Here is a 22,410-nt window from a genome sequence, read left to right on the forward strand (position 1 = left end):
CATGGAATCCAATCGATAAAATCCCTAAACAACTTTATCTGCATTCGTTGCAGCATGAAAGTGGTGTATTGACTATCTATTTAAGCACTGTTGACGTCGATAGGGAGCTATCTATTGTTTTTGATCGCGTCATTGCTTGCCAAAGTGTCATCGAAACGTGCAGTTTGGAACGACTCGAAAAAGATACACTATTAAGTACTGAATGGCCTCTTTTTTTGCAACAGACTCCGTTTATATGGATCAGTTAATCGCTCAAAGCTATGGGATGTATGAAAAAAATGAGTTAACTCATTATATGATCACGCATGGCACTGGTATAATCGATGTGGTGTGTGCCTCTCAGAATCCATTAGTGCACTGGGTTAACAATTTAGGCTCTGCTGCAGGTAGCGGCAAAATTAGGGAAGGCTAGCTAAAATATGGTATATTTGGTTAACGGCTAATTTTTAAGGAAACCTTTGGAAGAGACACTATAATAACATAAAACCATATTGAATCCACTTATGAAGCGCAAAACGATCTTAAGCAAGGCTGTCGTAATTAAAATAGTCGCTGCTATCGGCTTGATTGTCTTCTGGTTTTTAATTCGCGATTACTTGGTGTCAGGAAGTAATGTTATGGCAGAACGGTATGAATTTAAAGTCAGCAAGGATTCATTGATGAAGGTAATAACGGATTTTAACAATCTGCAGACGGGTAATGGAGACGACACCATTTTCAAAGTAGATACAGCTAATAATCCCTATTTTTACAAACTGTTGGTTTTTACGCCTATTTATGAAGAACGTTATCTTGTACTTGTTCCTGTAGGAGAGCGGGAAGCAACAGAGTTACTACTTATTTCGGTGATAGATGTAAAAACCGACAGCGTGATTGGAATCAATCGCCGTCCTGAAAACAAAGAGGAAATTAGGGTAAGAAAGATGGTCATCAAGAATTTTGAAGAACGTGTTTTAGATCATCTGGGTATTCATTATAAGCATGTTGGGAATGCTATGAACGAAGTATATTGATATTTAGCTGCAATAGACCAGTTCTTAATTAAATGAAGGGCAAACAGCCATGAAAATTTGTGTTGGATTTTTTGTTGTTATCATGTTTTTGGTTTCCTGTAAAGGTTTGCATCGATCAAGCCAAGCAAAAACCGAAGACGAGAAACTTTTTAAGATTAGGAAGATTGTAAAACTTCATAGCTTATACGTGATTTATGCTGCCCGCCATGATTCTGTATTTACGATACTCTATCCTAAAGTAAACAACGATTTATCCGATTTTAGAAAAGGGAGAACCGCGGCGTTCAATCTAAAGCGGATTTATCCTCGTAAAAATTTTGTCTCCTATTTGGAAACACACTCTTATCAGGTTGGTAATTATAGTATAAGGTTAAATCGAAAAAATCATTGGTCTATCTACACGGATACCACCGCACTGCAACAACAAAAAAACTAAACAGAAATTCCCTATCTTTAAAGCCTAACTTACTGCCCATATCGGCAAAGAGTTATCTGATTTTTGATCGTTTTATTACTTATAAATGTGGTATCGAAACAGGGGTTGGGACGAAATTAAGCTGCACTATGACCAATATATTTTCGATGTCTACTAAATAAGATGAAATGGATAATCGCAATCACATAAAGGAAAAGATATTTGTGTTTTTAAAACAGGAGTCTTATATGGACTACCAGCCGATATCGTTTCAAGTGAGATTAGATGAAGATGCGATAAACCGTTGAAAAAATGGCCTCATAACTTAACCAAATAAATCTAAAACAGGAATAATGACGATAAGCAAAACGACCTTCAATAAGACTATTATCATAAAGATTGCCGGAGCTATCGGCGTGATTGTCTTCTGGTTTTTAATTCGCGATTACTTGGTGTCGGGAAGCAATGTTATGGCAGAACGGTATGAATTTAAGGTCAGCAAGGATTCATTGATGAAGGTGGTGACGAATTTTAACGATCGACAGACGGGAACCCAAGTTGATTCTGTTTTTTTTATAGATAAGGGTAATCCTAATTTTTATGAGGGCTACGCCCTCTCGTCAAGAGATCAGGATAGTTATCTTGTAATGATTCCTGTCGCAGAGGGAAGAGAAACAGAGCTGCAACTGATCTCTGTAACGAATTTGCAGACCGATAGTACAATTGGGGTCAATCACCGTCCTGAAAACAAAGCGGAAGTTAGGTTAAGAAAGATGGTCATCAAGAATTTTGAGGAGCGTGTTTTAGATCATCTGGGTCTTCCTTATAAGCATGTTGGGAATGCTATGAATAAAGTATATTGACATCTAGCTGCAATAGACCAGTTTTTAATTAAATGAAGGACAAACAGCCATGAAAATTTGTTTTGGATTTTTCGTTGTTATCATGTTTTTGGTTTCCTGTAACGGTTTGCGGCGATCGACCCAAACAGAAATGGAAGTTGAGAAATTTTTTAAGATTAGGAAGGTTAAGAAACTCCACAGCATATATGTTATTGATGCCGAGCGCAATGATTCCCTGTTTACCATACTTTATCCCCCAATGAATAATGATCCAAGTAAGCTGAGAGTAGGGCGAACTTTAAAATTTAATATCAAAAGAATTTTTCCTCCTAAAAATTTCATCTCCTACTTGAAGTTTGGCTCTTATGAGGTTGGTAATTATAAAATAAGGTTGAATCGAAGAAACCATTGGTCCATCTACGCCGATACAACCTCACAGCAACAACAAAAAAACTAAGCAGAAATTCACTATCTTTAAAGCATAAACTTATTCAAGGCATCCTTCGCTTGACGGGAAGAACAGGCAGCACAACGATTGCTGTCACAGATTTTTGGCGCTAAGCGTAGGTTAAGCTGCTAGAATTATATCGGAGGATTGCCATGCTAAAAAATCGATTATGAGTACAAGAAAGGTATTTATTGTTGCGGCAAAGCGCACAGCTATTGGAAGCTTTGGGGGCAGCTTATCCACACTATCGGCCGTGGAGCTCGGTCGGCGCGCAGTGATGTCTGCGTTGGAATCGTCGGGTATAGATAAGGCGGAAGTTGACGAGTTGTTGATGGGCTGCGTGTTGCAGGCAGGCCTGGGGCAGGCACCTGCGCGGCAGGTGGCTAAGTTGGCGGGGTTGCCAGATCGGGTGACGGCAACGACAATCAACAAAGTGTGCGCCAGCGGTATGAAAGCCGTTTCTTTGGCTGCGCAAGCCATATTGCTGGGCGATGCCGACGTGGTGGTTGCTGGTGGTATGGAAAGCATGAGTCGCGTGCCCTATTACTCGCTTTCTAGTCGTTGGGGTGCCAAATACGGAAACCAATCCTTGCTGGACGGCTTGCAATACGACGGTTTGCAGGACGCCTACAATCAAGAGGCGATGGGTGTATTCGGAGAGCTCTGTGCCGAAAAATACCAGATTGGCCGCAGCGCGCAAGACGGCTATGCCGTGGCTTCTTATGAACGTAGCCGAAATGCGTGGGAGCAGGGCAAGTTTGCGCAGGAGGTTGTTCCGTTGACGCTAAAAACCAAGAAGGGCGATCAGATCGTTAGTGAGGATGAAGAATTTAGGCAGGTCGATATTGCGAAAATCCCACATCTGCGCACGGCTTTCAAAGATGGGGGGAGCATTACGGCGGCGAACGCGTCCACATTGAGCGATGGTGCGGCAGCACTTGTTTTGATGAGCGAAGAGAAAATGTTGTCCTTAGGGCTAAAGCCTCTGGCAGAAATCGTGGCCTATGCTGATGCCGAGCAAGAGCCGGCTTGGTTTACCACCACGCCTAGCCTAGCCGCGGAAAAAGTACTGCGGAAGGCTGGCTTATCCGTCACGGATATGGATTACTTTGAGTTCAATGAAGCCTTTTCTGTGGTGGCATTGGCCAATGCGCAGATTTTAGATATCCCATTGGAGCAAGTCAATGTATATGGCGGAGCGGTATCCTTGGGACATCCACTGGGCTGCTCGGGCGCGCGCATACTCACGACGCTGGTCAGCGTACTACAGCAAGAGGGCGGGATCTATGGTTTGGCCTCCATTTGTAATGGCGGTGGCGGTGCCACCGCGATGATTCTAAAAAGTAGCGCCCAATAGGGGGCGCGATCTACTAAAGGAACCTCCTTTGGCGCGATATGCTTTGGTCGCTATGGCATTCTGAAGGGGTTCCGCTGATACCTCTTCAATTCCAGTTTTCAACCCTATCCTACTGCTCAGCAGGGCTATTGCTCTGACTTTCTAGGCGCGTAACGGTAATGTCATTTTTGCATGGCACATAATTGTTACTTCTACAATAAAACACTTTCCATTAAATTTGTTGTAACACATGATAACTGATAGACATGTTGAGCATCACCTCGCACAACCTGTCTATTGCTGAATAGGGTTTTGAAACAACAATTTCCATGAAATTTAAATCCATTTTTCTATATACGTTAGCCGCTCTATTGCTACTTTTTGGTCATCGCGATCTTTGGGACGAGCTGCAGGAAGAGCGTGAACAAAGCAAACAGCAGGAGAAAGCTGTGGCTGAAGCCGCTCAAGCGGCGTCGAAAAAGTTTGAAACACAAAAGCTCGTGCTGGATTCAGCCAGCGGAAAGTTGACGAATCCGCATCCCTATTTCCAACTGATCAACGTGAGCTATGTCAACTTTAAGGCTATCAATCGGGGAAAGAAAACCACCATAGAACTGGATGATGATGAACAGGCTTCGGACAGCAACTAAGAGCAAGGCGTATATGGCGCAAACCCGTTGGTTGTTCCATTGCCATTGCAAGATCAAAATACCGCTACATCATGGCGAAGGGCTGCTGGATGATTGTTTCGCCATCATGGAACAGGTCGATCGACTATACAACTCCTACCAAAGCGGATCTTTTTTCGACCAAATCAACCAGCAAGCAGGTACTTGGGTTAGGGTGGATGACACAACGATAAAGCTGCTGCAGACCTTAAAAAGAATATCGGTGCTAACGGATGGCGCTTATGCAATCAGTAGCATGCCGCTGTTGCAAGGGTGGGGCTTCTATGAACAGGATGGTGGTCGAATTCCTACGCCAACGGCGTTGAGCGATGCACTATCGCGGGTAGACGACGAAGCCATCCAACTAGAATCCAATCGCGTGCGCATCGCAAAAGGACAAAGCCTGATTACGGGATCCTTCGCCAAGGCCATTGCGGCAGACCGGGTGATTGCTCATCTTCGGGCGCAGGGCGTTACGGACGCCATTGTCAACGCCGGTGGCAGCAGCATTTGTGCGCTAAATGATGCGTCCCATCCGCAGTGGCATGTGCGGGTGCCCGATCCACTGTCGGCAGAACAGGCGCAGCTGCGATTGCCCTTGGCAAATGCTTGCTTTAGTCTTTCGGGTAGCGCTAACAACCATCTGGTTATCGACGACAAGCGGTATAGCCACATTGTCCATGGACGAACTGGCTGGCCGGCCAACACGAGACAAGTACTACTGCGAACTGATGATGCCTTCTTGGGCGATGCGCTGTCAACAGCCATCTTTGTCCTTACACCTTCGCAGCGCGATGCCGTGATCGCCAAGCTGGCGCAAGAATTTTCTTTTAGCTATCGCCGTGTCGAAGAGCAGGGCAAACAAATACAAAGTACATGCTTCTGATACCATCTTTAAAAAAGAAAACCAAACATCAGGATATCCTATCCTTGCCAGATCCGCCATTGTTTTACCTGCCGTTGGGCAGCTATGCCGGCGACATGCAGGTGCAAGTGGCAGAAGGGCAGCAGGTGCAGATGTATCAACAGCTCGCTGCGTCCACTGGACCCATGTCGGCAAAGGTGCACGCCCCAGTTTCGGGAACCATCGTTGGTATTACCGAAATTTCGGGAGATCGCTTTTTGACACTGAAGAATGATTTCCGCTATACCGCACAACAGCTCTCGCCGCCTGATGTGGATGGCATGGGCTCTGCAGAATTTCTAGCCATCTTGGCGGAAGCGGCGGTGGAAGGTAGTGGTGGTGCGCGCTTTCCGACACATCTAAAATATAATATTGCGCCAGGGACGTTAGATACCCTTATCGTTAACGGAGCGGAGTGCGAGCCTTATCTCAGCGCCGACTACCTGCTGATGAAAACTGCCTGCGACAATTTGATGCGGGTCTTGCAGCTTGTTCAGCGTGTGTTGGCGTCACGCAAGATAGTATTTGCCATTGAGCGGCAACATCGCGAATTGGAAAAGCTGCTTCTACAGGCTGCAAAAGCCTTTAGCTTGACCGTCAGCGTAACCCTATTGCCCAATGCCTATCCGCAAGGGGGCGAATTGCAAGTGATCAAATCCGTTACCGGACTGGAAATTGCCAAGGGAACAATCCCAGCAAAGCATGGACTATTAGTGAGCAATGTGGGAACATTGTGGGCAATGCACGATGCCTTTTTTGACGGAAAGCCTTATACGGAACGCATAGTTACCCTGTCGGGAAACCGTAGTAAGACCTTGGGCAATTACCTTGTCAAAATCGGGACGCCCGTGGGGCACCTCTTGGTCGAGACGGGTAACGCTTGGGACAGCGATCGACATAGCGTTATTATAGGCGGGCCGATGATGGGCAGAGCTGCCCAAAGCCCTTTAACGCCTATCCACAAAGGAGTAGGAGGTGTGCTGTTGCTTGAACATACAAATCCCAAGGCGATGAACTGTATTGCTTGCGGCTACTGTGTGGATGTGTGTCCACAGCGGCTTATGCCTTTGGAGTTCGTACGGCATAATCAGGAAGGAGATCTCGCACAATTAAAATCTTATCACTTGGACGATTGCATCGCCTGTGGCGCCTGTGCCTATGCCTGTCCGAGCGATGTTCCTTTGATGTATCATATACAATCGGGTAAAGCTAAATTGCAGCAGGAAAGGAGGAACGGTCAGTCGTGAAGTTAAATCCGCATATTACACAAGGAAGCAATACGGTGCAGCTGCTGATGCTGGATGTGCTTATTGCGCTATTGCCGGTGCTATTCGTTGCTTGGTTAGCCTATGGGCAGTTGGCCATCGTTATTTTTGCTGTAGCCTCGGCAACGGCTATCTTGACCGAGCTGCTGTTTTCTGGCTTTATCCTCCATAGGTGGCGTAGCATATTCGATGGCTCGGCGCTGGTAACGGCTCTACTGCTCAGTTGCACCCTGTCGCCGTTAACACCTTGGTATGTCGTTGCTTTTGGAGCTTTTTCGGCCATCGTGTTTGGAAAGATTGTGTGGGGTGGTTTAGGTAAAAACCGCTTTAATCCGGCTCTCGTGGGACGTGAATTTATGAGCGTTTTCTTTTCTTCCATCATGCTTTCTCCGCATATCTGGACCACGGGCGGATTGGTGCATACATCTACGGACGTGCTTTTTCCGCAGGCTGCGGAGCGCTTTTCGGAAAGCTACATGCAAGGGCTCGTTTATAAAACCACCGGTGCTCTGGGCGAATATTCCCTATTGATACTATGGCTGGGAGGTCTTTACCTCTTGCTTCGCAAGCGCATTTCTTGGCATATCCCCTTGGCACTGTTGACTGTTTTTATCGGCTTGTTTTGGCTCGTTCCGGATGGAGATGATCTTTCTTTTTCCATGGGCGGACTGCTCCTCGGCACACTGTTTATGGCCACAGATATGCCCTCGAGCCCTACCAATGCACAGGGTAAACTGTATTATGGGGCGATGATCGGCTTGCTGGCCTTTATCTTTATTTTGGGCAATATCCGGTTTGAATACATGTCTTATTCCATACTGCTACTAAATGGCTTTTCCGATCGCATCAGTGCTACCTTTCGGCCTCGCGTTTGGGGCCACACCATCGATTGGAAGCAACAGGTGGAGTCTATCGTTATGCTTACCCTCAGCATACTGGCGGTTGGCTTGGCCATCCTTAGCCTGTATTATTACCAGCTGACCGACTACTTGGTCTATCTGTTTATTTTGTATATCATCTTTAAATTCAATTTCTCATTTCATAAAAAGGTAAATAATCCGGTTTAATTAATAACATATGAAAAAGTTTACGGCACTAATGGCCATAGTATTGTTCCTGTCTGCTTGTCAAGAAAAGGAAATCAAGCAGGTGGTTTATGAAGGCACTGCGAAAGAGGCTATTCTCGATAATATCCACTCCCGCCGTGCAATTCGGCAGTACACCGAGCAACAGGTCAGCAAGGAGCAGATCGATACGGTGATGAAAAGTGCTATTTTCGCACCCAGTGGCTTGAATAAGCAACCTTGGGAAATACGGGTGGTGCAAAACCCGGATATCTTGAAGGAAATCAATCAGCGTTTTCTAAATTTCGCAAAGGGCAAGGAATTTCAAGGTAGTGCTGCACGTTACCGCGAGGCCGATTTCAGTATTTTTCACCATGCACCAACGCTGATCGTGATCGCAACGGACAAGGCTAATCCCGGAGCAAAGCTTGATGCCGGTATCGCGCTCCAAAATATCTTGCTGAGTGCGCATGCGATTGGCTTGGGTACCTGTCCGCTGGGTACCTTGGTGGCGACCATGAACCTGCCCGAGAATCAGGATATCCTGAAGCTCCTTAATATTCCCGAAGGCTATGAAGTAACGATCAATGTTTCCTTGGGCCACCCTGCAGAAAGCCCCGATGCACCCATCCGCTACACGGAGAAAGTGAAGATCATAGAATAATAGAAAAAGCGTGTCTGTGTTTCCAAAACACAGACACGCTTTTTAGGATATAAAGGTACACCGCTACGTTAACGGAGTAGCCCTGCACGCTGGAGTAGGGCGTCCACCTGTGGTTCTTTTCCGCGGAAGCGTTTGTAAAGTACCATCGGGTGCTCACTACCTCCCTGCGACAGAATATGATCCTTAAATTTGCCAGCTACCTCTGCGTCGAAGATGCCTACTTCCTGAAAGTAAGCAAAGGCATCGGCATCCAACACCTCCGCCCATTTGTAGCTGTAGTAGCCTGAGGAATATCCACCATTGAAAATATGGGAGAACGAGGGACTCATGGCATTTTCCTGTACGTCTGGATAAAACTGCGTCGAGGTAAAGCAGGTCGTCTCAAAGGCTTTTACGTCGGTAATTGCACGAGGATCGGCGCCATGCCAGCCCATATCCAAGAGCCCGAAGCTCAGCTGCCGTAATGTAGCCATTCCTTCCAAAAAGGAAGCCGAAGCTTTTATTTTTTCAACCAAATGCATAGGGATAGCTTCATTGGTTTCGTAATGACGGGCAAATAAGGCCAAGGCATCTTTTTCGTAACACCAGTTTTCCATGATCTGGCTAGGCAGCTCAACAAAGTCCCAATATACGGAGGTGCCCGAAAGGTTGGGATAGGTGGTATTGGCGAGCATGCCATGCAGGGCATGTCCAAACTCGTGAAATAAGGTCGTCACCTCGTTAAAGGTTAACAAAGAGGGTTTTGTCGCGGTGGGTTTCGTGAAGTTACAGACGATGGACACATGCGGGCGCTCGTCTACGCCATCTTTCCGAAATTGCGGCTTGAAGGAAGTCATCCAGGCACCATTTCGTTTTCCCTTGCGTGGAAAAAAGTCAGCATAGAAGACAGCAACAAGCTTTCCTTCGTCGTCGCTTACTTCGAAGGTATGCACTTCATCGTGATACTTGTCTATCGTTTGTACCTCGGTGAAGTGTAGCCCGAATAGCTTGTGGGCTACCGTGAATGCACCATTCAGCACTTTTTCCAGCTTGAAATACGGTTTCAGCAGTTCGTCGTCTAGGTTAAACTTTTCCTGTTTCAGCTTCTCGCTGTAGTAGGCGCCGTCCCATTTTTCGAGCTGCTCCAATCCGTCGATTTTCTTGGCAAATGCGCTAAGCTCTTCAAACTCCTTTGTCGCGGCAGGTTTTGCCTTTGCCAGTAGGTCTTGCAAAAATGCATTTACCTTGTCTGGGCTTTGCGCCATGCGCTCTTCCAATACGAAATGGGCATGGCTGTTATATCCCAATAGTTGGGCGCGCTCGAAGCGCAGTTTGACGATGCTTAAAATATGTCCGCTGTTGTTGTGTTCATTATCCAGAAAGGCCTTGCTACCTGCCGCTAAGCTAATCTCCTTGCGCCTTTCGCGGTTGTCTGCGTAGGTGACAAAAGGGATGTAGCTTGGATAATCTAAGGTAAATATCCAGCCCTCTTTGTCCAAGGATTCGGCAAGCCCCTTGGCCGCTTCAATGGTGCCTTCCGGCAGCCCCGCCAAATCGTTCTCATCCGTTAAATGCAGTTGGTAGGCATTCGTCTCTGCCAATACGTTTTCGCCGAATTTTAACTTGAGCACGGCAAGCTCGGCGTCGATTTTACGCAGCTTCTCCTTTTTGTCTTCGTCCAGTAGCGCGCCGTTGCGTACAAAGCCTTTATATGATTTTTCCAACAGGGTGTGTTGCTCCGCTGTAAGGTCTAACGAATCTTTTTTGGCATATACGGCTTTTACTTTTTCAAACAAGTCAAGGTTGAGGTTGATGTCGTTGGCCAGTTCGGAAAGCTGTGGCGCCACTTCCTGCGCGATGCTGTCCAGCTGATCGTTGGTCTCTGCCGAGTGCAGATTAAAAAATATAGACGATATACGATCCAGTTCCATACCCGAGTAGGCCAAGGCCTCGACGCTGTTGGCAAAGGTCGGTGCCGAAGGATTGTCGACGATGGACTGTATTTCTGATTTGGCCTTTGCTATAGCTTGCGCAAAGGCTGGAAGATAATCTTCCGTTTGTATCTGTGCAAATGGAGCGGTATCATGTACCGTGTTAAATTGTTGATTTAATATACCCATAGGTATAAAAATACGTTTTTTTATGCGCGTTGCACAGCCTATTTTTCAGGCGAGGTATGCGCGCTGCCATTTTCGTTGAAAAATGATATTCCCGTTATAGATCAGCCCTCGCATCGTGCCTTCTTGGTTAGGGCTGCTTTTTGAAATCCGTTGGGCTATATCCTGTCTGACTTTTAAAAAATTTTGAAAAACTGGCGTGGTCGTAAAAACCGAGCTCGTAAGCAATTTCTTTGGCGCTGCGGTCGGATACCTTCAGCAGTCTTTTAGCTTCTAGTAGGATCCGATCTTGGATGATTTTTGAAGCGGGAACCTTGCTGTACTTTTTGCAGAGCACGTTGAGGTAGTTGGCAGATATATGGAGTTTATCAGCATAGTAGGATACCGCTCTCGCGGTGCGGTAGTGGCTTTCGATAAGTTGTACAAATTTTGTCAATAGCGGATGTACGCTAGGGTGGTCGTGCTTTTCGGCTTCTCCCGCAAGCAGTTTGCTGACCAATAGACCAATCACCTGGCAGCGTAGGTAAAGCAGCTCCCAGTAAGTTGGTTTTAGCGCTAGCTCAGCTTTGATGCAGAGAAACTCATGAAGCAGGGTTTGCCAAAGATCGGTTGGTAGGTTCAGCACGGCAGCTTGCTGTTGTAGAACGGGAACACGATACCAAGGAGATACTTGTTCAAAAAGATGGTGACTCAGCATCAGCTGATGAACGATGGTGTCATCCGAAAAATCCCATTGATGCACCTGATGAGGGAAGACCAAATGCAGTTGATAGGCCTGTATCGGATAATCAACAAAGTCTACTTGGTGCTGCCCCGTTCCTTGTTCAACAAGCAGCATAATAAAGAAATCGTGCTTATGTGGACTGTCTATCTGCCTTGCGCCGCGGAGTTCGTGGAAAAGAAGAGGGCTGTCGTCGCTCGCAATAGGATTGAAACGGTTCATCGCTAATGTGGGAACATCAACTTCAGGAACTTCTTTTAACCTCGATTTTCTCATGCGATCTGCTTTTGTTTATATCGTATTTTGATAGCCTAAAATACGATATAAACAATGCAAAACAGCTTACAGTGATAATTTGCTTTGGATAACCGCTTAAAACTGTTCTTCAACAAGATCCCTATTGACCATCGCTCCGGTTAGATTACCCGTGTAGACGGCTGTAGCGACGGAACGCATCATCGATGAATTATCTCCGCAAGCATAAACACCATCCACATTGGTTTTCTGCATACCATCTACCTTAATGTAGCCATGCTCATTTAAGGCACAGCCGAGTTGTTGGTAGATATCATCCCGCTGCTGGAAGGGAACGGCCGCGTACAGCGCATCTACAGCAAGTGTCTCTCCATTGGATAGTTGCAGGCTGTGTATCGTTCCGCTCTCATGATCGATGGCGTTGATACCCACATCCAGCAAGGCCACCTCATTGCGATGTAGGGCAGCGAGTTGCGTGTCGTTGAAATTTTTGGGCGAGCTAATCAGTGTAAGCTTGTCCGTGAGGTTACGCACCATGCCCGCCAGATGATACGCTCGATCGCCCTCCGCTAAAATAGCGGTCGCTTTTGCCCGAAACTCATAGCCGTGGCAGTAAGGACAATGGATGGCTGTTATTCCCCAGCACTCGGCAAAGCCAGGAATAGCGGGAAGCAGATCGTGGATGCCGCTGGCTAGAACCAGTTTTTTCGTTCGGAAAATTTGACCCTCGGCCAACGTTACCGAGAATCCGTATACTTCCTTGTTTACCGTTATTGCCCTTCCATCCAACCAAGAAACACTGGGGTAGGCCAATACCTGCTCTTTAGCTATCGCGGCTATTTCTTTGGGCGTATGGCCATCATGCGTCAAGAAATTATGCGAATGGGGCGTTTGCCTGTTACAAGGTTTGCCATCATCGATGATTAATGTATGACGTAAAGAACGCCCCAATGACATTGCTGCAGCTAAGCCTGCATAGCTTCCGCCGATAATCACGGCATCCAATATTGTTTCTTCGATCATGGGTTTTGTGCTGTTGGTACGGCTCAAAAATACATGCTCAAATTACAAGTTGCAATAGTGTTGCGTTTGTATTGACTCTTATGGCATTTTAATGACTTAAATTGTTATTCTAAGTCGCTCATTTATTCTAACCGTCGTCTTTCCCATCGAAACTTTCCAACTCTTTATTTAATTCTTCCAAAAGTTGTTTGTACTGCCAACACTTAAAAAGCAATTTGTACTGTGTCCAACTCAATTGTGCACGCAGTGCGTGCACATTCTCAAATGTTCGGTAAAACTGTCTGTAAAGGTATATTCAATATCGCATGCTAAGGCGTCGCTATTCTTTTTCGTCTATAATGACCCACTGGCCGCATCAAAAAACACTTAGACGTTACTTGTTTCAATCTCTTGCTGAAAAATTATTTTAAAAAAAATGAATTTTTAGAAATCCAAGCACAAAGTATCCTCGTAAGTAGGGTTAAAGAATGATTATAAACATAAAAATAAAAAGGTTATGAAAGAAACAACCTCTACTAATGAAAACTTGACTGCAGCGGAACAGCAATTGTCAAGTAAGCAACTTCAACGAAGGAATTTTTTGAAGCTTGCAGGCGCAGGTGCTGCCGGCGTTGCCTTTTTGGGCATGGTTGGTTGTAGTAAAGATGATGACAATGGCCCTGATCAAGGGGGAGATGGATTATATTTTGGGAGTGGGGACATTGCGATCTTAAACTACGCCTATGCCTTGGAGCAACTTGAGGCAGCGTTTTACATTGAACTGGCTAATAAGCCTTACACCGGCATCACCGACTGGGAGAAAACGCTTTTCACCGATATTCGGGATCATGAAATTGCGCATCGTGAATTTTTCAAAGCAGCCTTGGGCACCAACGCCATCGCAAACTTAGAGTTTAACTTCTCTGCTGTAAATTTCTCTAGTCGTGAAAATGTACTGGCCACAGCGAAGACTTTCGAGGATCTGGGCGTCTCAGCCTACAATGGCGCAGGCTGGTTGATCAAGAATGAAGCTTATCTAGGGCTTGCCGGAAAGATTGTTTCCGTAGAAGCGCGTCATGCTGCGCTCGTACGCGACTTGATTAGCAACGGTAGTTTCGCCAACGACGAAGTTGTCGATAGTAATGGCCTAGACGTGGCAAAAAGTCCGACCATCGTGTTGCAGGCTGCTGCTCCATTTATCAAGTCGAAAGTGGACGTGCGTGATTTACCAACCTATTAGTTTTATCTTAAATTTTAGACGATCATGAATTTATTCAATATATTCGATTCCATCACGCAAGTAGATCCTGAATTCAACGAGCGTGTTAGTCCTCGCCGCGACGCCATCCGTAATATGATGTCGTTTGGCAAGAAAGTTTCTTTGGCGGCTATGCCTTTTGTGTTGAGCGACCTTTTTAAGAAGGCTTATGGCCAAACGCCTACTGATGTAAATGGTGTTTTAAACTATGCGCTGACCTTGGAATACCTAGAGGCTGAATATTACACTATTGGCGCTTCTACATCCGGTTTGGTACCTTCGGGGCCACCTGCCGGCGCTATTGCCACTATCCGCGATCACGAGGTTGCTCACGTGGCCTTCCTGAAGCAAGTGTTGGGCAGCAATGCGGTAGCAAAACCTACCTTTGACTTTACAGCAGGCGGTGCTTTTTCTAATGTATTTTCCAACTACGATACGTTTTTGGCATTGGCGCAAGCATTTGAAGATACGGGTGTGCGTGCCTACAAAGGGCAGGCTGGCATATTGAAAGGAAACCAAGTGGTGTTGACGGCAGCCCTACAGATTCACTCGGTAGAAGCCCGACATGCTTCGCACATTCGGCAGATGCGCCGGGCACGCGGCGGTGCAGCAGCCAATCAAAAACCATGGATTACCGGCGCCAACGATTCTGGAATCGGGGCGGCAGTAGATCCGATCTATGCAGGTGAAGATAATAAAGTACAAGCAAATGTGGACATTACCACACTGAATGGCGTAAGTGGCAAGCTTTCTGTTGCTGCAGCAACGCAGTCTTTTGATGAGCCTTTGACTGCTACAGCGGTGCTCGATATTGCAAAGCTTTTCATAAAATAAGATTTGATGGATAAGTGAAGGTTGATGTAAGCAGGCCTGTTCCGTAAGGAGTAGGCCTTTTTTGGCTCCATCCCGATAAGTGTGTAATCACAGTTTTTCAAGTTTTCTAACTATTGTAAAAATTCATACTTTGTAGATAGAAAAAAAATGAAAAAAGAAAAACACATTACCGATGATTTATTGAGCCAGTTCAGCACAGGAGAGGAATTATTCAGCTTTTTAGGCGAGCTCCAAACCAGAGGTATCGAAAAGCTTTTAGAAGCCGAGCTCGATGGTCACTTAGATTATGAGAAAAACGAAAAATCGGACAACCCGAATTTCCGGAACGGGCATACAAAAAAGACGATCAAGTCCAAGTTTGGAGAATCGGAGATCAAGGTTCCCCGAGATCGTGATGCTTCATTTGATCCGATCATTGTACCAAAGAGACATAACATGCTTGAGGGGATAGAGAAAGTTGTTATTTCTCTATATTCTCGGGGGATGAGCACGACAGATATTGAAAACCAAATATTGGATATCTACGACATCAAGATATCCCCGACTGCCATCTCCAGAATTACCGATGCTGTTAACCAGGATATTGTGGCCTGGCAGAACCGACCGTTAGAGCCTATATACCTAGTGGTCTGGATGGGCGGCATTGTTTTCAAGGTCAGGGAAGGCTCCAAGGTGGTCAATAAGACCATTTATCTGGCTATTGGCCTACGTCCCGACGGACATCGAGAAATCATGGGACTATGGTTGGGGAAAAACGAATCTGCATCCTTTTGGCTAGGTGTATTGACCGATATGAAATCGCGCGGAGTAGAGGATGTGATGATTACCGCCACAGATAATCTCAAAGGGTTCACCGAAGCTATTATCAGCGTGTTCCCGCAATGTCAAACACAGATATGTGTCGTACACCAAGTTAGAAATGCCTGTAAATTTGTGCCCTATAAAGATAGAAAGCTTTTCGCAGCGGATATGAAACCGATTTATAATGCACCAAATGAGCAGGCAGCAAGGCTTGCCTTGCAACACCTTTCAGATAAATGGAAGCACAAATACCCTTATGCCGTGAAAGGTTGGGAAAACAATTGGGAGAATCTTACAGTCTTTCTAGGGTTTCCTCTAGAAATAAGAAAAATTGTGTACACAACAAACCTGATAGAGAATCTAAATGGACAAATCAGAAAATATACACGAAATAAGATGTCCTTTCCAACAGATGCAGCAATTACTAAATCTGTATTCCTGGCCATACAACATGCTACAAGGCAATGGACAAGACCACTAAAAAACTGGGGAATGTTGTACGGCCAATTTTGCCTTATATTTGAAGAAAGGATCTTGAAAAACTAAAACCCTTTTACACACTTTAAGGGATACTGCCCCTTTTGTTTTAGTCCTTTTTGAAGTGTAAGAAACGCTTATTGTTGCTCATTTACGCCGCAGCGATAGCGTTGGAAATCGTTGCACTTTTCCAACGCACGTAAGCTGGATGCTAGGTGAAGCAGTCTGCCTGCATATGCAGTAGACAGAAAACTTATGGGAAATGCCTCGACTGCATAGTGAAGTGCCTCGACTGCATAGTGAAATGGCTCGATTGCATAGTGAAGTGCTTCAACTGCATAGTGAAATGCTTTAAAACCCTTTGCTTACAGAATTTTTCAGGTGGCAGCAGAGGCAAAACTTATGGGAAATGCCTCAAATGCATAGTGAAATGGTCCACTTCACAAGTGAAGTAAGCCATTTCCCAAAAGAAATAAGCATTATACTATCGTAAAGATGTTTTGTGAGCAGCCTTTCCGGGCTATGGAAAGGCTGTTTATGGGGTTAAATATTGCCGATAACGTATAGGTCGCTGAGCGTCGGAGCCGGTTTACCACCCTCGTCTTCCAAGGTGATAGCGAAGGCCTGCGCGTTCGGAATATTATTCATTTTGTACAAATTGTCTGCGGAGGCCAAAGGCAATAGGCCGGCATCTACAGGCTGTCCATCTACAATGGCCCAAAGTTGGTATTGTTTGCCTGTTGGCGCAGCAGGCAACTTATCGGCCGTTAAATAAACGCTTGCATTTTTGGTATCCCAAAAAACAACAGCTTTCAGCTCTGGGAATTTCTCGACGCCAGCTAAGGCTACCGTTTTCACGCTAGGTCGTTGCAACATTTCCCAATGGCTATTGGCAGCGCTCAAAAGCGTCTGTGCCGAGTCACGTTCGGCAATACTGCTGGCCAATATATCTTCACTTTCTCGTTTCTGTTGAAACAGCAGAATGTTTCCGCCTATGCTCAAGGCAAGTAATACTGTCGCGGCAATGGCCAAGGTTTGGTTGTCGCGATGAGCAGGTAGCTTTACTACTTTTTCCTCGATTTTCGCTGGCTCGGCCTTCGGCGAAGAGGTTGCTGTAAAATCGCTGTTGCCGATCATAGGCTCGTCCGCTACGGGCTCCAAGTTTTGCGGGTTCTCGGCTATTTTTGCCCAAATCTGATCTCTCAGATCCGGCGCCGGACTAACGGCCTGCGACTCGGTAAAATCTTCCAACAGCAGCTGTGCATCCAGGATTGCCTGTTGCACTTCAGGATGCTTTTGGCGCACGCATTCCAAGATGCTTGCTTCCTCTTCGGTAGCAAGGCCTAGAACGTAGGCTTCAATAATCCCTGATGATATGTATTCCTTGATATCCACAGCTATTGTTCATTTAATATTCCACGAAGCTGCAGTAAAGCAGCCCGAATTCTTGTTTTCACCGTTCCCAAAGGTATCTGCAGGTTGTCTGCAATTTCCTGTTGGGTATAGCCTTCGTAATAGGCCATCTGCACTAAACGTTGCAAATCGGGCTTTAACTTGCCCAGCACGTTATTCATCCCAATAAAATCTACACGTTCCATTTGATTCATATCCGCATATAGATGCGTCTCAGCACTATTTACGATATCTGGAAGCGATTGGTTTTTTTGTTCGTTCTGAACACGCTTCGATTTTATATAATCGATGGAGGTATTTCGCGCAATATTGATCATCCAGGTATATAGGCGCCCTTTTTCATGATTGAACAATTCCACATGATTCCAAACTTTTACAAAAATATCCTGTATAACTTCATCCGCATAGTTCTTATGCAGGACGATTCGGATGACCACGCCATACAATGCTCCCGAATAATTATCGTAAAGATAATTAAACGCACGCTGATCTCTTTTCTTCAATAAAGATATCAGGTCGTCTTCGGAAAGGTAGTGTATTGGACTCAATCAGTTACGTGTTTGCATCAAATATAATGATTTACTACAATAAAAGATCATAAAGTGATTTTTTATTCTTTTATCAATCCATTGTTTTTTTTCTCTCGTAGATAAAATAAAAAATCATGAAGCAGTATGTATATCGCTACCACTATCTAGCGATGGCTCTTGTAGCCATGCTAATAGCATCTCAACCAAGCGCTGCACATGCGCAGGGTATGAAAAATCCTTACTACAGCAGGACGGATACCACAGAGCTGCAGGTGAGTAATGCAGTATGGAAGAAAATATTGCCGAAGGAGCTGTATCTCGTGGCACGAGAAGGGGCTACTGAACAGGCTTTCACCGGAGAGTTTACGGATTTTGATGGCATCGGAACCTATTACTGTGCGGTATGCGGTAATGCGCTCTTCCGGTCGACGGCGAAATTTGCGTCGACCTGTGGTTGGCCCTCTTTTTATGAGCCGTTGCGCGACAGGTCGGTATATTATAAAGACGACTACAGCCATGATATGCATCGGATAGAGGTGCGTTGTGGGCGATGTGATTCTCACCTAGGCCATGTGTTCGATGATGGGCCGGTAACAGGAAAACGCTATTGCATGAATTCGGTGAGCTTGCATTTTGAACCGGATAAAAAAGAAATAAAATTCAAAAAATAAAACCAAGAGAAGCAAAGCATCGTAAGTGCATACAAATAACAAACATAAAATATCAACAACATGAAAAGAACATCAATTTGGGCCGCAGCCCTATTCGCCTTAGCCCTATCGTATCAAACAGGTGTTGTCAAAGCACAAGAAAAAACAGTGGTAGTAGGTGGTGCACCTATGTATCCGTCTAAGAATATCGTCGAAAATGCAGTCAACTCAAAGGATCATACCACACTGGTAGCTGCTGTTAAGGCCGCTGGATTGGTAGAGACACTTTCGGGTAAAGGACCATTCACGGTGTTTGCACCTACAAATGCCGCTTTTGACAAATTGCCAGCAGGAACGGTAGAAACATTGGTTAAACCGGAAAACAAAGCAATGCTTACAGGGATTTTAACCTACCACGTGGTAGCTGGAAACCTTAGCGCCGAAGATCTGTGGAAGCTCACCAAGAAAGGAAAGGGAAAAGCGGAATTGACAACTGTGCAAGGTGAAAAGCTAACGCTATGGACCAAGGGTGATAAACTATATGTCCGTGACGCAAAAGGCAACGATGCTTTGGTAACTATTGCGAATGTGCATCAATCCAACGGGGTGATCCATGTGATTGATACGGTCTTAATGCCATAACTTTAACAACAATGTGTAATTCTTTAGTTCCCCGCACTGAAAAGTGTGGGGATTTTTTATTTAAATAAGTATATTTATAAACTATTTATGTGTATTAATGTTTATTATTAAACTTGTTTTTTATGCGGTATAAGTTGTTAAAGGATGTCGTTGATTTATTGGGGCAATTTGAAGACGAAGCTTCGGCGGCTGGTGCACAAGCTGATATCGAGGATTTCAAGCTTTGGTTGGCCAAAAGCGCGCATAAAAGTGACGCGAAAATCATAGAGCCGGATTGGGAGGGTAAAAGTGAAGGACGATCTGCCGAGAGTGTGATCAGTACGCTATTTGTGCATCTTAATAGGTATGCAAAGATGTATTCGAAGGCAGCAATGCAGGGCTCTTTATTCTCTACACAGGAAGAATTTATCTATTTGATCAACCTTCGAGCCTTTGGCCCGATGGCAAAAATGGAGCTGATCAAGCGTAACATTCAAGAGAAACCAGTGGGTATGCAGATTATCCATCGGCTGTTAAACCAAGGCTGGGTAGAGCAACGCAATTCGGAGCTGGATAAGCGCAGTAAGATCATTGCTATTACCGAAAAGGGGCTGGGCGCATTGGAAATACAGATGCCCAAGATTCGACAGGCTACGCAGATCGTTACTGGGCGTTTGGTATATGAAGAGAAGCTGGAGCTTATTCGGCTTTTAACCAAGTTGGATCATTTTCATAAGCCAATTTTTGCGTCTAATGTGCTGCCTGCGAACCTGTTGGATATGGTATCCGAAGAATATTTAACAATTAATAATTAGTTCATGGCGAATAAGGTGATCATCATCGGATCAGGTTTTTCAGGGCTATCGGCAGCCTGCTACCTCGCTGCGGCCGGCTATGAAGTGGAGGTCTTTGAAAAAAATGCACAGCTGGGCGGACGGGCACGGCAGTTTACTACAGCAGACGGATTTCGCTTTGATATGGGACCCAGCTGGTACTGGATGCCGGATGTGATGGAGGACTTTTTTCGCGATTTTGATCAGCGGGTAGACGATTTTTATAACCTATTGCCGCTTAATCCGCAGTTTGAAATGGTGTTTGCGGAAGATAGTGTTGCGGTGCCTGCGGGCATGGCCGAGTTGCGCAGCCTTTTTGAAGAAATCGAGCCTGGATCTGGGCAGCAGTTCGACCGCTTTATGGAGGCTGCACGTTTTAAGTATGAGGTAGGGATGAAGGATTTTGTGACCAAGCCCTGCCATTCTTGGTGGGAATTTGTCGATCTAAAGATTGTTAAAAGTGCGCTAAAGCTCAATTTGTTGACGGACTTCCGCAAGTATGTGCGTCAATATTTCAAGGATCCAAGGCTGGTGGCGCTGATGGAGTTTCCGGTTATCTTCTTGGGCGCAGCGCCAAAAGATATCCCTGCAATGTATAGTTTGATGAACTATGGCGGCTACGGTTTAGGCACTTGGTATCCGGAAGGTGGTTTTGTGAAAATTATAGAAGCGATGGTCACCGTGGCCAAAAATTTAGGCGTAACGTTTCACGTACAACGCCCAGTAAAGCGTATCCTACTAGAAGGCGGGCGTGCAGTGGGTGTGCGGCTTGATGATGAAACCCAATATTGCGATATCGTGGTTGGCTCGGCAGATTACCAACACGTGGAGAGCCTCCTGCCCATGGATGCGCGCAATTATCCGCTTTCTTATTGGGAGAAGCGGACATTTGCGCCGAGCTGTTTGATATTCTACTTGGGTTTTCAGACCAAGATCCAGGAGCTTAAGCACCATACTTTATTTTTTGAAAACGAGTTGGAGAGGCATGTTGCGGATATATACACACATAAAAAATGGCCCGAACAACCCTTGTTCTACGTTTGCTGTCCATCGAAGACCGATGCAAACGTTGCTCCTGAGGGATGTGAGAATGTGTTTCTGCTGATGCCAATTGCCACGGGATTGGCCGATGGGGAAGAGGTGCGCGAAGAATATTTCAGGCAAATGATAGCACGGCTAGAAAAACATACCGGCAGCCAAAATTTGGTAGACAGCATCATCTTTAAACGCAGCTATTGCGTGCAAGATTTTGTGCAGGACTACAATGCCTACGAGGGAAATGCCTATGGCTTGGCAAATACGTTGAAGCAAACAGCTGTTTGGAAGCCATCTATTCGAAACAAGAAGGTGGAGAACCTTTTCTATACAGGACAGTTGACGGTTCCGGGGCCGGGCGTGCCCCCGGCCATTATATCGGGTAAAATTATAGCACAGGAAGTTATTGGTAAAAAAGATCTCAGTCATGAAGAAATTGTTTGATGAACTCGCGTTTCACGTCAGTAAGGAAACGACGAAAAAGTATAGTACCAGCTTTTCGTTGGGTATATTGGCTTTGGAAGCTTCCATTAGGCCGGCGATATATGCCATCTATGGATTCGTAAGGCTGGCCGACGAAATTGTCGATAGTTTTCATGGCTTTGACCGTGCCGTGCTGCTTGAGCGCTTAAAAGATGAAACCAACTATGCCCTGGAGCACAGAATATCTGTCAACCCTATTTTGCAATCTTTTCAAGATACCTATCATCGTTATGGCCTGCAGCGGTATTTGGTAGACCGATTTTTGGAAAGTATGGAGATGGACCTGCATAAGATTGATTACAACGACGCACGATATAAGCAATATATTCTGGGCTCGGCAGAGGTTGTAGGCTTGATGTGCTTGCATGTGTTTGTTGGGGGCGATAGCGAAAAATACACGGAATTGAAGCCCTACGCTATGAAATTGGGATCAGCCTTCCAAAAGCTCAACTTTCTGCGCGACATGCGCGATGATTATTGCGCGCTAGGGAGAACCTACTTTCCCAATGTAGATATGGCTTGCTTTGACAACGATACCAAAGAGACCATCGAGGCCGATATCGCAGCGGAATTTCGCGAGGCCTTGGTTGGCATAAAACGATTGCCTTCCTCTTCGAAATTTGGGGTGTATTTGGCCTACCGCTATTATCTATCGCTGTTTCGGAAAATTAAAGCAGCATCGGCACAGCGGATCCTGCAGGAACGCGTGCGGATTCCCAATGGACGCAAGCTGTCCCTCATGATGAGTAGCTATGTGCAGTACAAAATGGCCATCCTGTAAT

21 protein-coding genes are annotated in these 22,410 nt (G+C 45.5%); 16 read left to right on the plus strand and 5 right to left on the minus strand.

Annotated features, from left to right (window positions below; all coding sequences use genetic code 11):
- Positions 1 to 503: 503 nt before the first annotated feature.
- The 8 genes from SCB77_RS19105 (at position 504) to SCB77_RS19140 (ending at position 8,619) form a co-directional block, all read left to right on the plus strand.
- Positions 504 to 1,013, plus strand: coding sequence for a hypothetical protein (locus tag SCB77_RS19105; protein ID WP_320183599.1), 510 nt, complete (start codon positions 504 to 506; stop codon positions 1,011 to 1,013).
- Positions 1,014 to 1,781: 768 nt separating this feature from the next.
- A complete protein-coding gene (locus SCB77_RS19110) occupies positions 1,782 to 2,291 on the plus strand; it encodes a hypothetical protein (RefSeq protein ID WP_320183600.1) in 510 nt (169 codons plus the stop codon).
- 596 nt (positions 2,292 to 2,887) lie between these two features.
- On the plus strand, positions 2,888 to 4,075 hold the full coding sequence (locus tag SCB77_RS19115; protein ID WP_320183601.1) for a thiolase family protein: 1,188 nt from the start codon (positions 2,888 to 2,890) through the stop codon (positions 4,073 to 4,075).
- A 308-nt stretch (positions 4,076 to 4,383) separates the two neighbouring features.
- Positions 4,384 to 4,704 carry a hypothetical protein gene (locus tag SCB77_RS19120; protein ID WP_320183602.1) on the plus strand — a complete coding sequence of 107 codons (321 nt, stop codon included), beginning with the start codon at positions 4,384 to 4,386 and terminating at the stop codon, positions 4,702 to 4,704.
- Positions 4,673 to 5,608, plus strand: a complete 936-nt coding sequence (locus tag SCB77_RS19125) for an FAD:protein FMN transferase (RefSeq protein ID WP_320183603.1) — start codon at positions 4,673 to 4,675, stop codon at positions 5,606 to 5,608. Before SCB77_RS19120 ends, SCB77_RS19125 begins: the two co-directional genes overlap by 32 nt.
- Positions 5,599 to 6,873: an electron transport complex subunit RsxC gene (gene rsxC, locus SCB77_RS19130; RefSeq protein ID WP_320183604.1), complete on the plus strand. Its 1,275-nt coding sequence runs from the start codon at positions 5,599 to 5,601 to the stop codon at positions 6,871 to 6,873. The genes SCB77_RS19125 and rsxC overlap by 10 nt, the downstream gene beginning before the upstream one ends.
- Positions 6,870 to 7,958 carry an RnfABCDGE type electron transport complex subunit D gene (locus SCB77_RS19135; protein WP_320183605.1) on the plus strand — a complete coding sequence of 363 codons (1,089 nt, stop codon included), beginning with the start codon at positions 6,870 to 6,872 and terminating at the stop codon, positions 7,956 to 7,958. The genes rsxC and SCB77_RS19135 overlap by 4 nt, the downstream gene beginning before the upstream one ends.
- A gap of 10 nt (positions 7,959 to 7,968) precedes the next feature.
- Entirely contained in the window at positions 7,969 to 8,619 is a 651-nt protein-coding gene (locus SCB77_RS19140; RefSeq protein WP_320183606.1) for a nitroreductase family protein, read from the plus strand.
- A 68-nt stretch (positions 8,620 to 8,687) separates the two neighbouring features.
- Here the strand turns inward: SCB77_RS19140 and SCB77_RS19145 are convergent, their stop codons facing one another.
- The 3 genes from SCB77_RS19145 to SCB77_RS19155 all read right to left on the minus strand — a co-directional run bounded on the left by SCB77_RS19145 (position 8,688) and on the right by SCB77_RS19155 (position 12,714).
- Positions 8,688 to 10,718, minus strand: a complete 2,031-nt coding sequence (locus tag SCB77_RS19145) for a M3 family metallopeptidase (protein ID WP_320183607.1) — start codon at positions 10,716 to 10,718, stop codon at positions 8,688 to 8,690.
- Positions 10,719 to 10,845: 127 nt separating this feature from the next.
- Entirely contained in the window at positions 10,846 to 11,712 is an 867-nt protein-coding gene (locus SCB77_RS19150; protein WP_320183608.1) for a helix-turn-helix domain-containing protein, read from the minus strand.
- Between the two features lie 96 nt (positions 11,713 to 11,808).
- On the minus strand, positions 11,809 to 12,714 hold the full coding sequence (locus SCB77_RS19155; protein WP_320183609.1) for an NAD(P)/FAD-dependent oxidoreductase: 906 nt from the start codon (positions 12,712 to 12,714) through the stop codon (positions 11,809 to 11,811).
- 496 nt (positions 12,715 to 13,210) lie between these two features.
- Between SCB77_RS19155 and SCB77_RS19160 the strand changes: the two genes are divergently transcribed.
- The 3 genes from SCB77_RS19160 to SCB77_RS19170 all read left to right on the plus strand — a co-directional run bounded on the left by SCB77_RS19160 (position 13,211) and on the right by SCB77_RS19170 (position 16,132).
- The gene (locus SCB77_RS19160) at positions 13,211 to 13,933 is read left to right on the plus strand and encodes a ferritin-like domain-containing protein (protein ID WP_320183610.1); all 723 of its coding nucleotides are present in this window, start codon (positions 13,211 to 13,213) and stop codon (positions 13,931 to 13,933) included.
- A 24-nt stretch (positions 13,934 to 13,957) separates the two neighbouring features.
- Positions 13,958 to 14,785, plus strand: a complete 828-nt coding sequence (locus SCB77_RS19165; protein ID WP_320183611.1) for a ferritin-like domain-containing protein — start codon at positions 13,958 to 13,960, stop codon at positions 14,783 to 14,785.
- A gap of 147 nt (positions 14,786 to 14,932) precedes the next feature.
- Positions 14,933 to 16,132 carry an IS256 family transposase gene (locus SCB77_RS19170; protein ID WP_320183612.1) on the plus strand — a complete coding sequence of 400 codons (1,200 nt, stop codon included), beginning with the start codon at positions 14,933 to 14,935 and terminating at the stop codon, positions 16,130 to 16,132.
- A 474-nt stretch (positions 16,133 to 16,606) separates the two neighbouring features.
- Here SCB77_RS19170 and SCB77_RS19175 read toward each other — a convergent pair whose 3' ends face one another.
- Together SCB77_RS19175 and SCB77_RS19180 are read right to left on the minus strand one after the other, a co-directional pair.
- Complete coding sequence (locus SCB77_RS19175; protein WP_320183613.1) at positions 16,607 to 17,458, minus strand: anti-sigma factor; 852 nt, start codon at positions 17,456 to 17,458, stop codon at positions 16,607 to 16,609.
- 2 nt (positions 17,459 to 17,460) lie between these two features.
- Positions 17,461 to 18,024, minus strand: coding sequence for an RNA polymerase sigma factor (locus tag SCB77_RS19180; protein WP_320183614.1), 564 nt, complete (start codon positions 18,022 to 18,024; stop codon positions 17,461 to 17,463).
- A gap of 116 nt (positions 18,025 to 18,140) precedes the next feature.
- On the opposite strand from SCB77_RS19180, the gene msrB reads away from it, so the two are divergent.
- From msrB to SCB77_RS19205, 5 genes are all read left to right on the plus strand, one after another.
- Entirely contained in the window at positions 18,141 to 18,677 is a 537-nt protein-coding gene (gene msrB / locus SCB77_RS19185) for a peptide-methionine (R)-S-oxide reductase MsrB (protein WP_320183615.1), read from the plus strand.
- 60 nt (positions 18,678 to 18,737) lie between these two features.
- Positions 18,738 to 19,298, plus strand: a complete 561-nt coding sequence (locus tag SCB77_RS19190) for a fasciclin domain-containing protein (protein WP_320183616.1) — start codon at positions 18,738 to 18,740, stop codon at positions 19,296 to 19,298.
- Positions 19,299 to 19,420: 122 nt separating this feature from the next.
- On the plus strand, positions 19,421 to 20,092 hold the full coding sequence (locus tag SCB77_RS19195) for a MarR family winged helix-turn-helix transcriptional regulator (protein ID WP_320183617.1): 672 nt from the start codon (positions 19,421 to 19,423) through the stop codon (positions 20,090 to 20,092).
- Between the two features lie 3 nt (positions 20,093 to 20,095).
- Positions 20,096 to 21,589 (plus strand): phytoene desaturase family protein, encoded by a 1,494-nt coding sequence (locus SCB77_RS19200; RefSeq protein ID WP_320183618.1) that lies wholly within the window; start codon positions 20,096 to 20,098, stop codon positions 21,587 to 21,589.
- Entirely contained in the window at positions 21,573 to 22,409 is an 837-nt protein-coding gene (locus tag SCB77_RS19205) for a phytoene/squalene synthase family protein (protein WP_320183619.1), read from the plus strand. Before SCB77_RS19200 ends, SCB77_RS19205 begins: the two co-directional genes overlap by 17 nt.
- Position 22,410 lies beyond the last annotated feature (1 nt).

This window comes from Sphingobacterium bambusae, assembly GCF_033955345.1.
GTDB classification, from domain to species: Bacteria; Bacteroidota; Bacteroidia; order Sphingobacteriales; family Sphingobacteriaceae; genus Sphingobacterium; species Sphingobacterium bambusae.

Bases quoted from the DNA above. Each gene is read 5' to 3' on its own strand.
- SCB77_RS19115 (WP_320183601.1), top strand. From the start codon at position 2,888: ATGAGTACAAGAAAGGTATTTATTGTTGCGGCAAAGCGCACAGCTATT.
- SCB77_RS19205 (WP_320183619.1), top strand. From the start codon at position 21,573: ATGAAGAAATTGTTTGATGAACTCGCGTTTCACGTCAGTAAGGAAACG.
- msrB (WP_320183615.1), top strand. From the start codon at position 18,141: ATGAAGCAGTATGTATATCGCTACCACTATCTAGCGATGGCTCTTGTA.
- SCB77_RS19195 (WP_320183617.1), top strand. From the start codon at position 19,421: ATGCGGTATAAGTTGTTAAAGGATGTCGTTGATTTATTGGGGCAATTT.
- SCB77_RS19155 (WP_320183609.1), bottom strand. From the start codon at position 12,714: ATGATCGAAGAAACAATATTGGATGCCGTGATTATCGGCGGAAGCTAT.
- SCB77_RS19165 (WP_320183611.1), top strand. From the start codon at position 13,958: ATGAATTTATTCAATATATTCGATTCCATCACGCAAGTAGATCCTGAA.
- SCB77_RS19110 (WP_320183600.1), top strand. From the start codon at position 1,782: ATGACGATAAGCAAAACGACCTTCAATAAGACTATTATCATAAAGATT.
- SCB77_RS19200 (WP_320183618.1), top strand. From the start codon at position 20,096: ATGGCGAATAAGGTGATCATCATCGGATCAGGTTTTTCAGGGCTATCG.
- SCB77_RS19160 (WP_320183610.1), top strand. From the start codon at position 13,211: ATGAAAGAAACAACCTCTACTAATGAAAACTTGACTGCAGCGGAACAG.
- SCB77_RS19170 (WP_320183612.1), top strand. From the start codon at position 14,933: ATGAAAAAAGAAAAACACATTACCGATGATTTATTGAGCCAGTTCAGC.
- SCB77_RS19140 (WP_320183606.1), top strand. From the start codon at position 7,969: ATGAAAAAGTTTACGGCACTAATGGCCATAGTATTGTTCCTGTCTGCT.
- SCB77_RS19145 (WP_320183607.1), bottom strand. From the start codon at position 10,718: ATGGGTATATTAAATCAACAATTTAACACGGTACATGATACCGCTCCA.
- SCB77_RS19125 (WP_320183603.1), top strand. From the start codon at position 4,673: ATGATGATGAACAGGCTTCGGACAGCAACTAAGAGCAAGGCGTATATG.
- SCB77_RS19120 (WP_320183602.1), top strand. From the start codon at position 4,384: ATGAAATTTAAATCCATTTTTCTATATACGTTAGCCGCTCTATTGCTA.
- rsxC (WP_320183604.1), top strand. From the start codon at position 5,599: ATGCTTCTGATACCATCTTTAAAAAAGAAAACCAAACATCAGGATATC.
- SCB77_RS19150 (WP_320183608.1), bottom strand. From the start codon at position 11,712: ATGAGAAAATCGAGGTTAAAAGAAGTTCCTGAAGTTGATGTTCCCACA.
- SCB77_RS19190 (WP_320183616.1), top strand. From the start codon at position 18,738: ATGAAAAGAACATCAATTTGGGCCGCAGCCCTATTCGCCTTAGCCCTA.
- SCB77_RS19105 (WP_320183599.1), top strand. From the start codon at position 504: ATGAAGCGCAAAACGATCTTAAGCAAGGCTGTCGTAATTAAAATAGTC.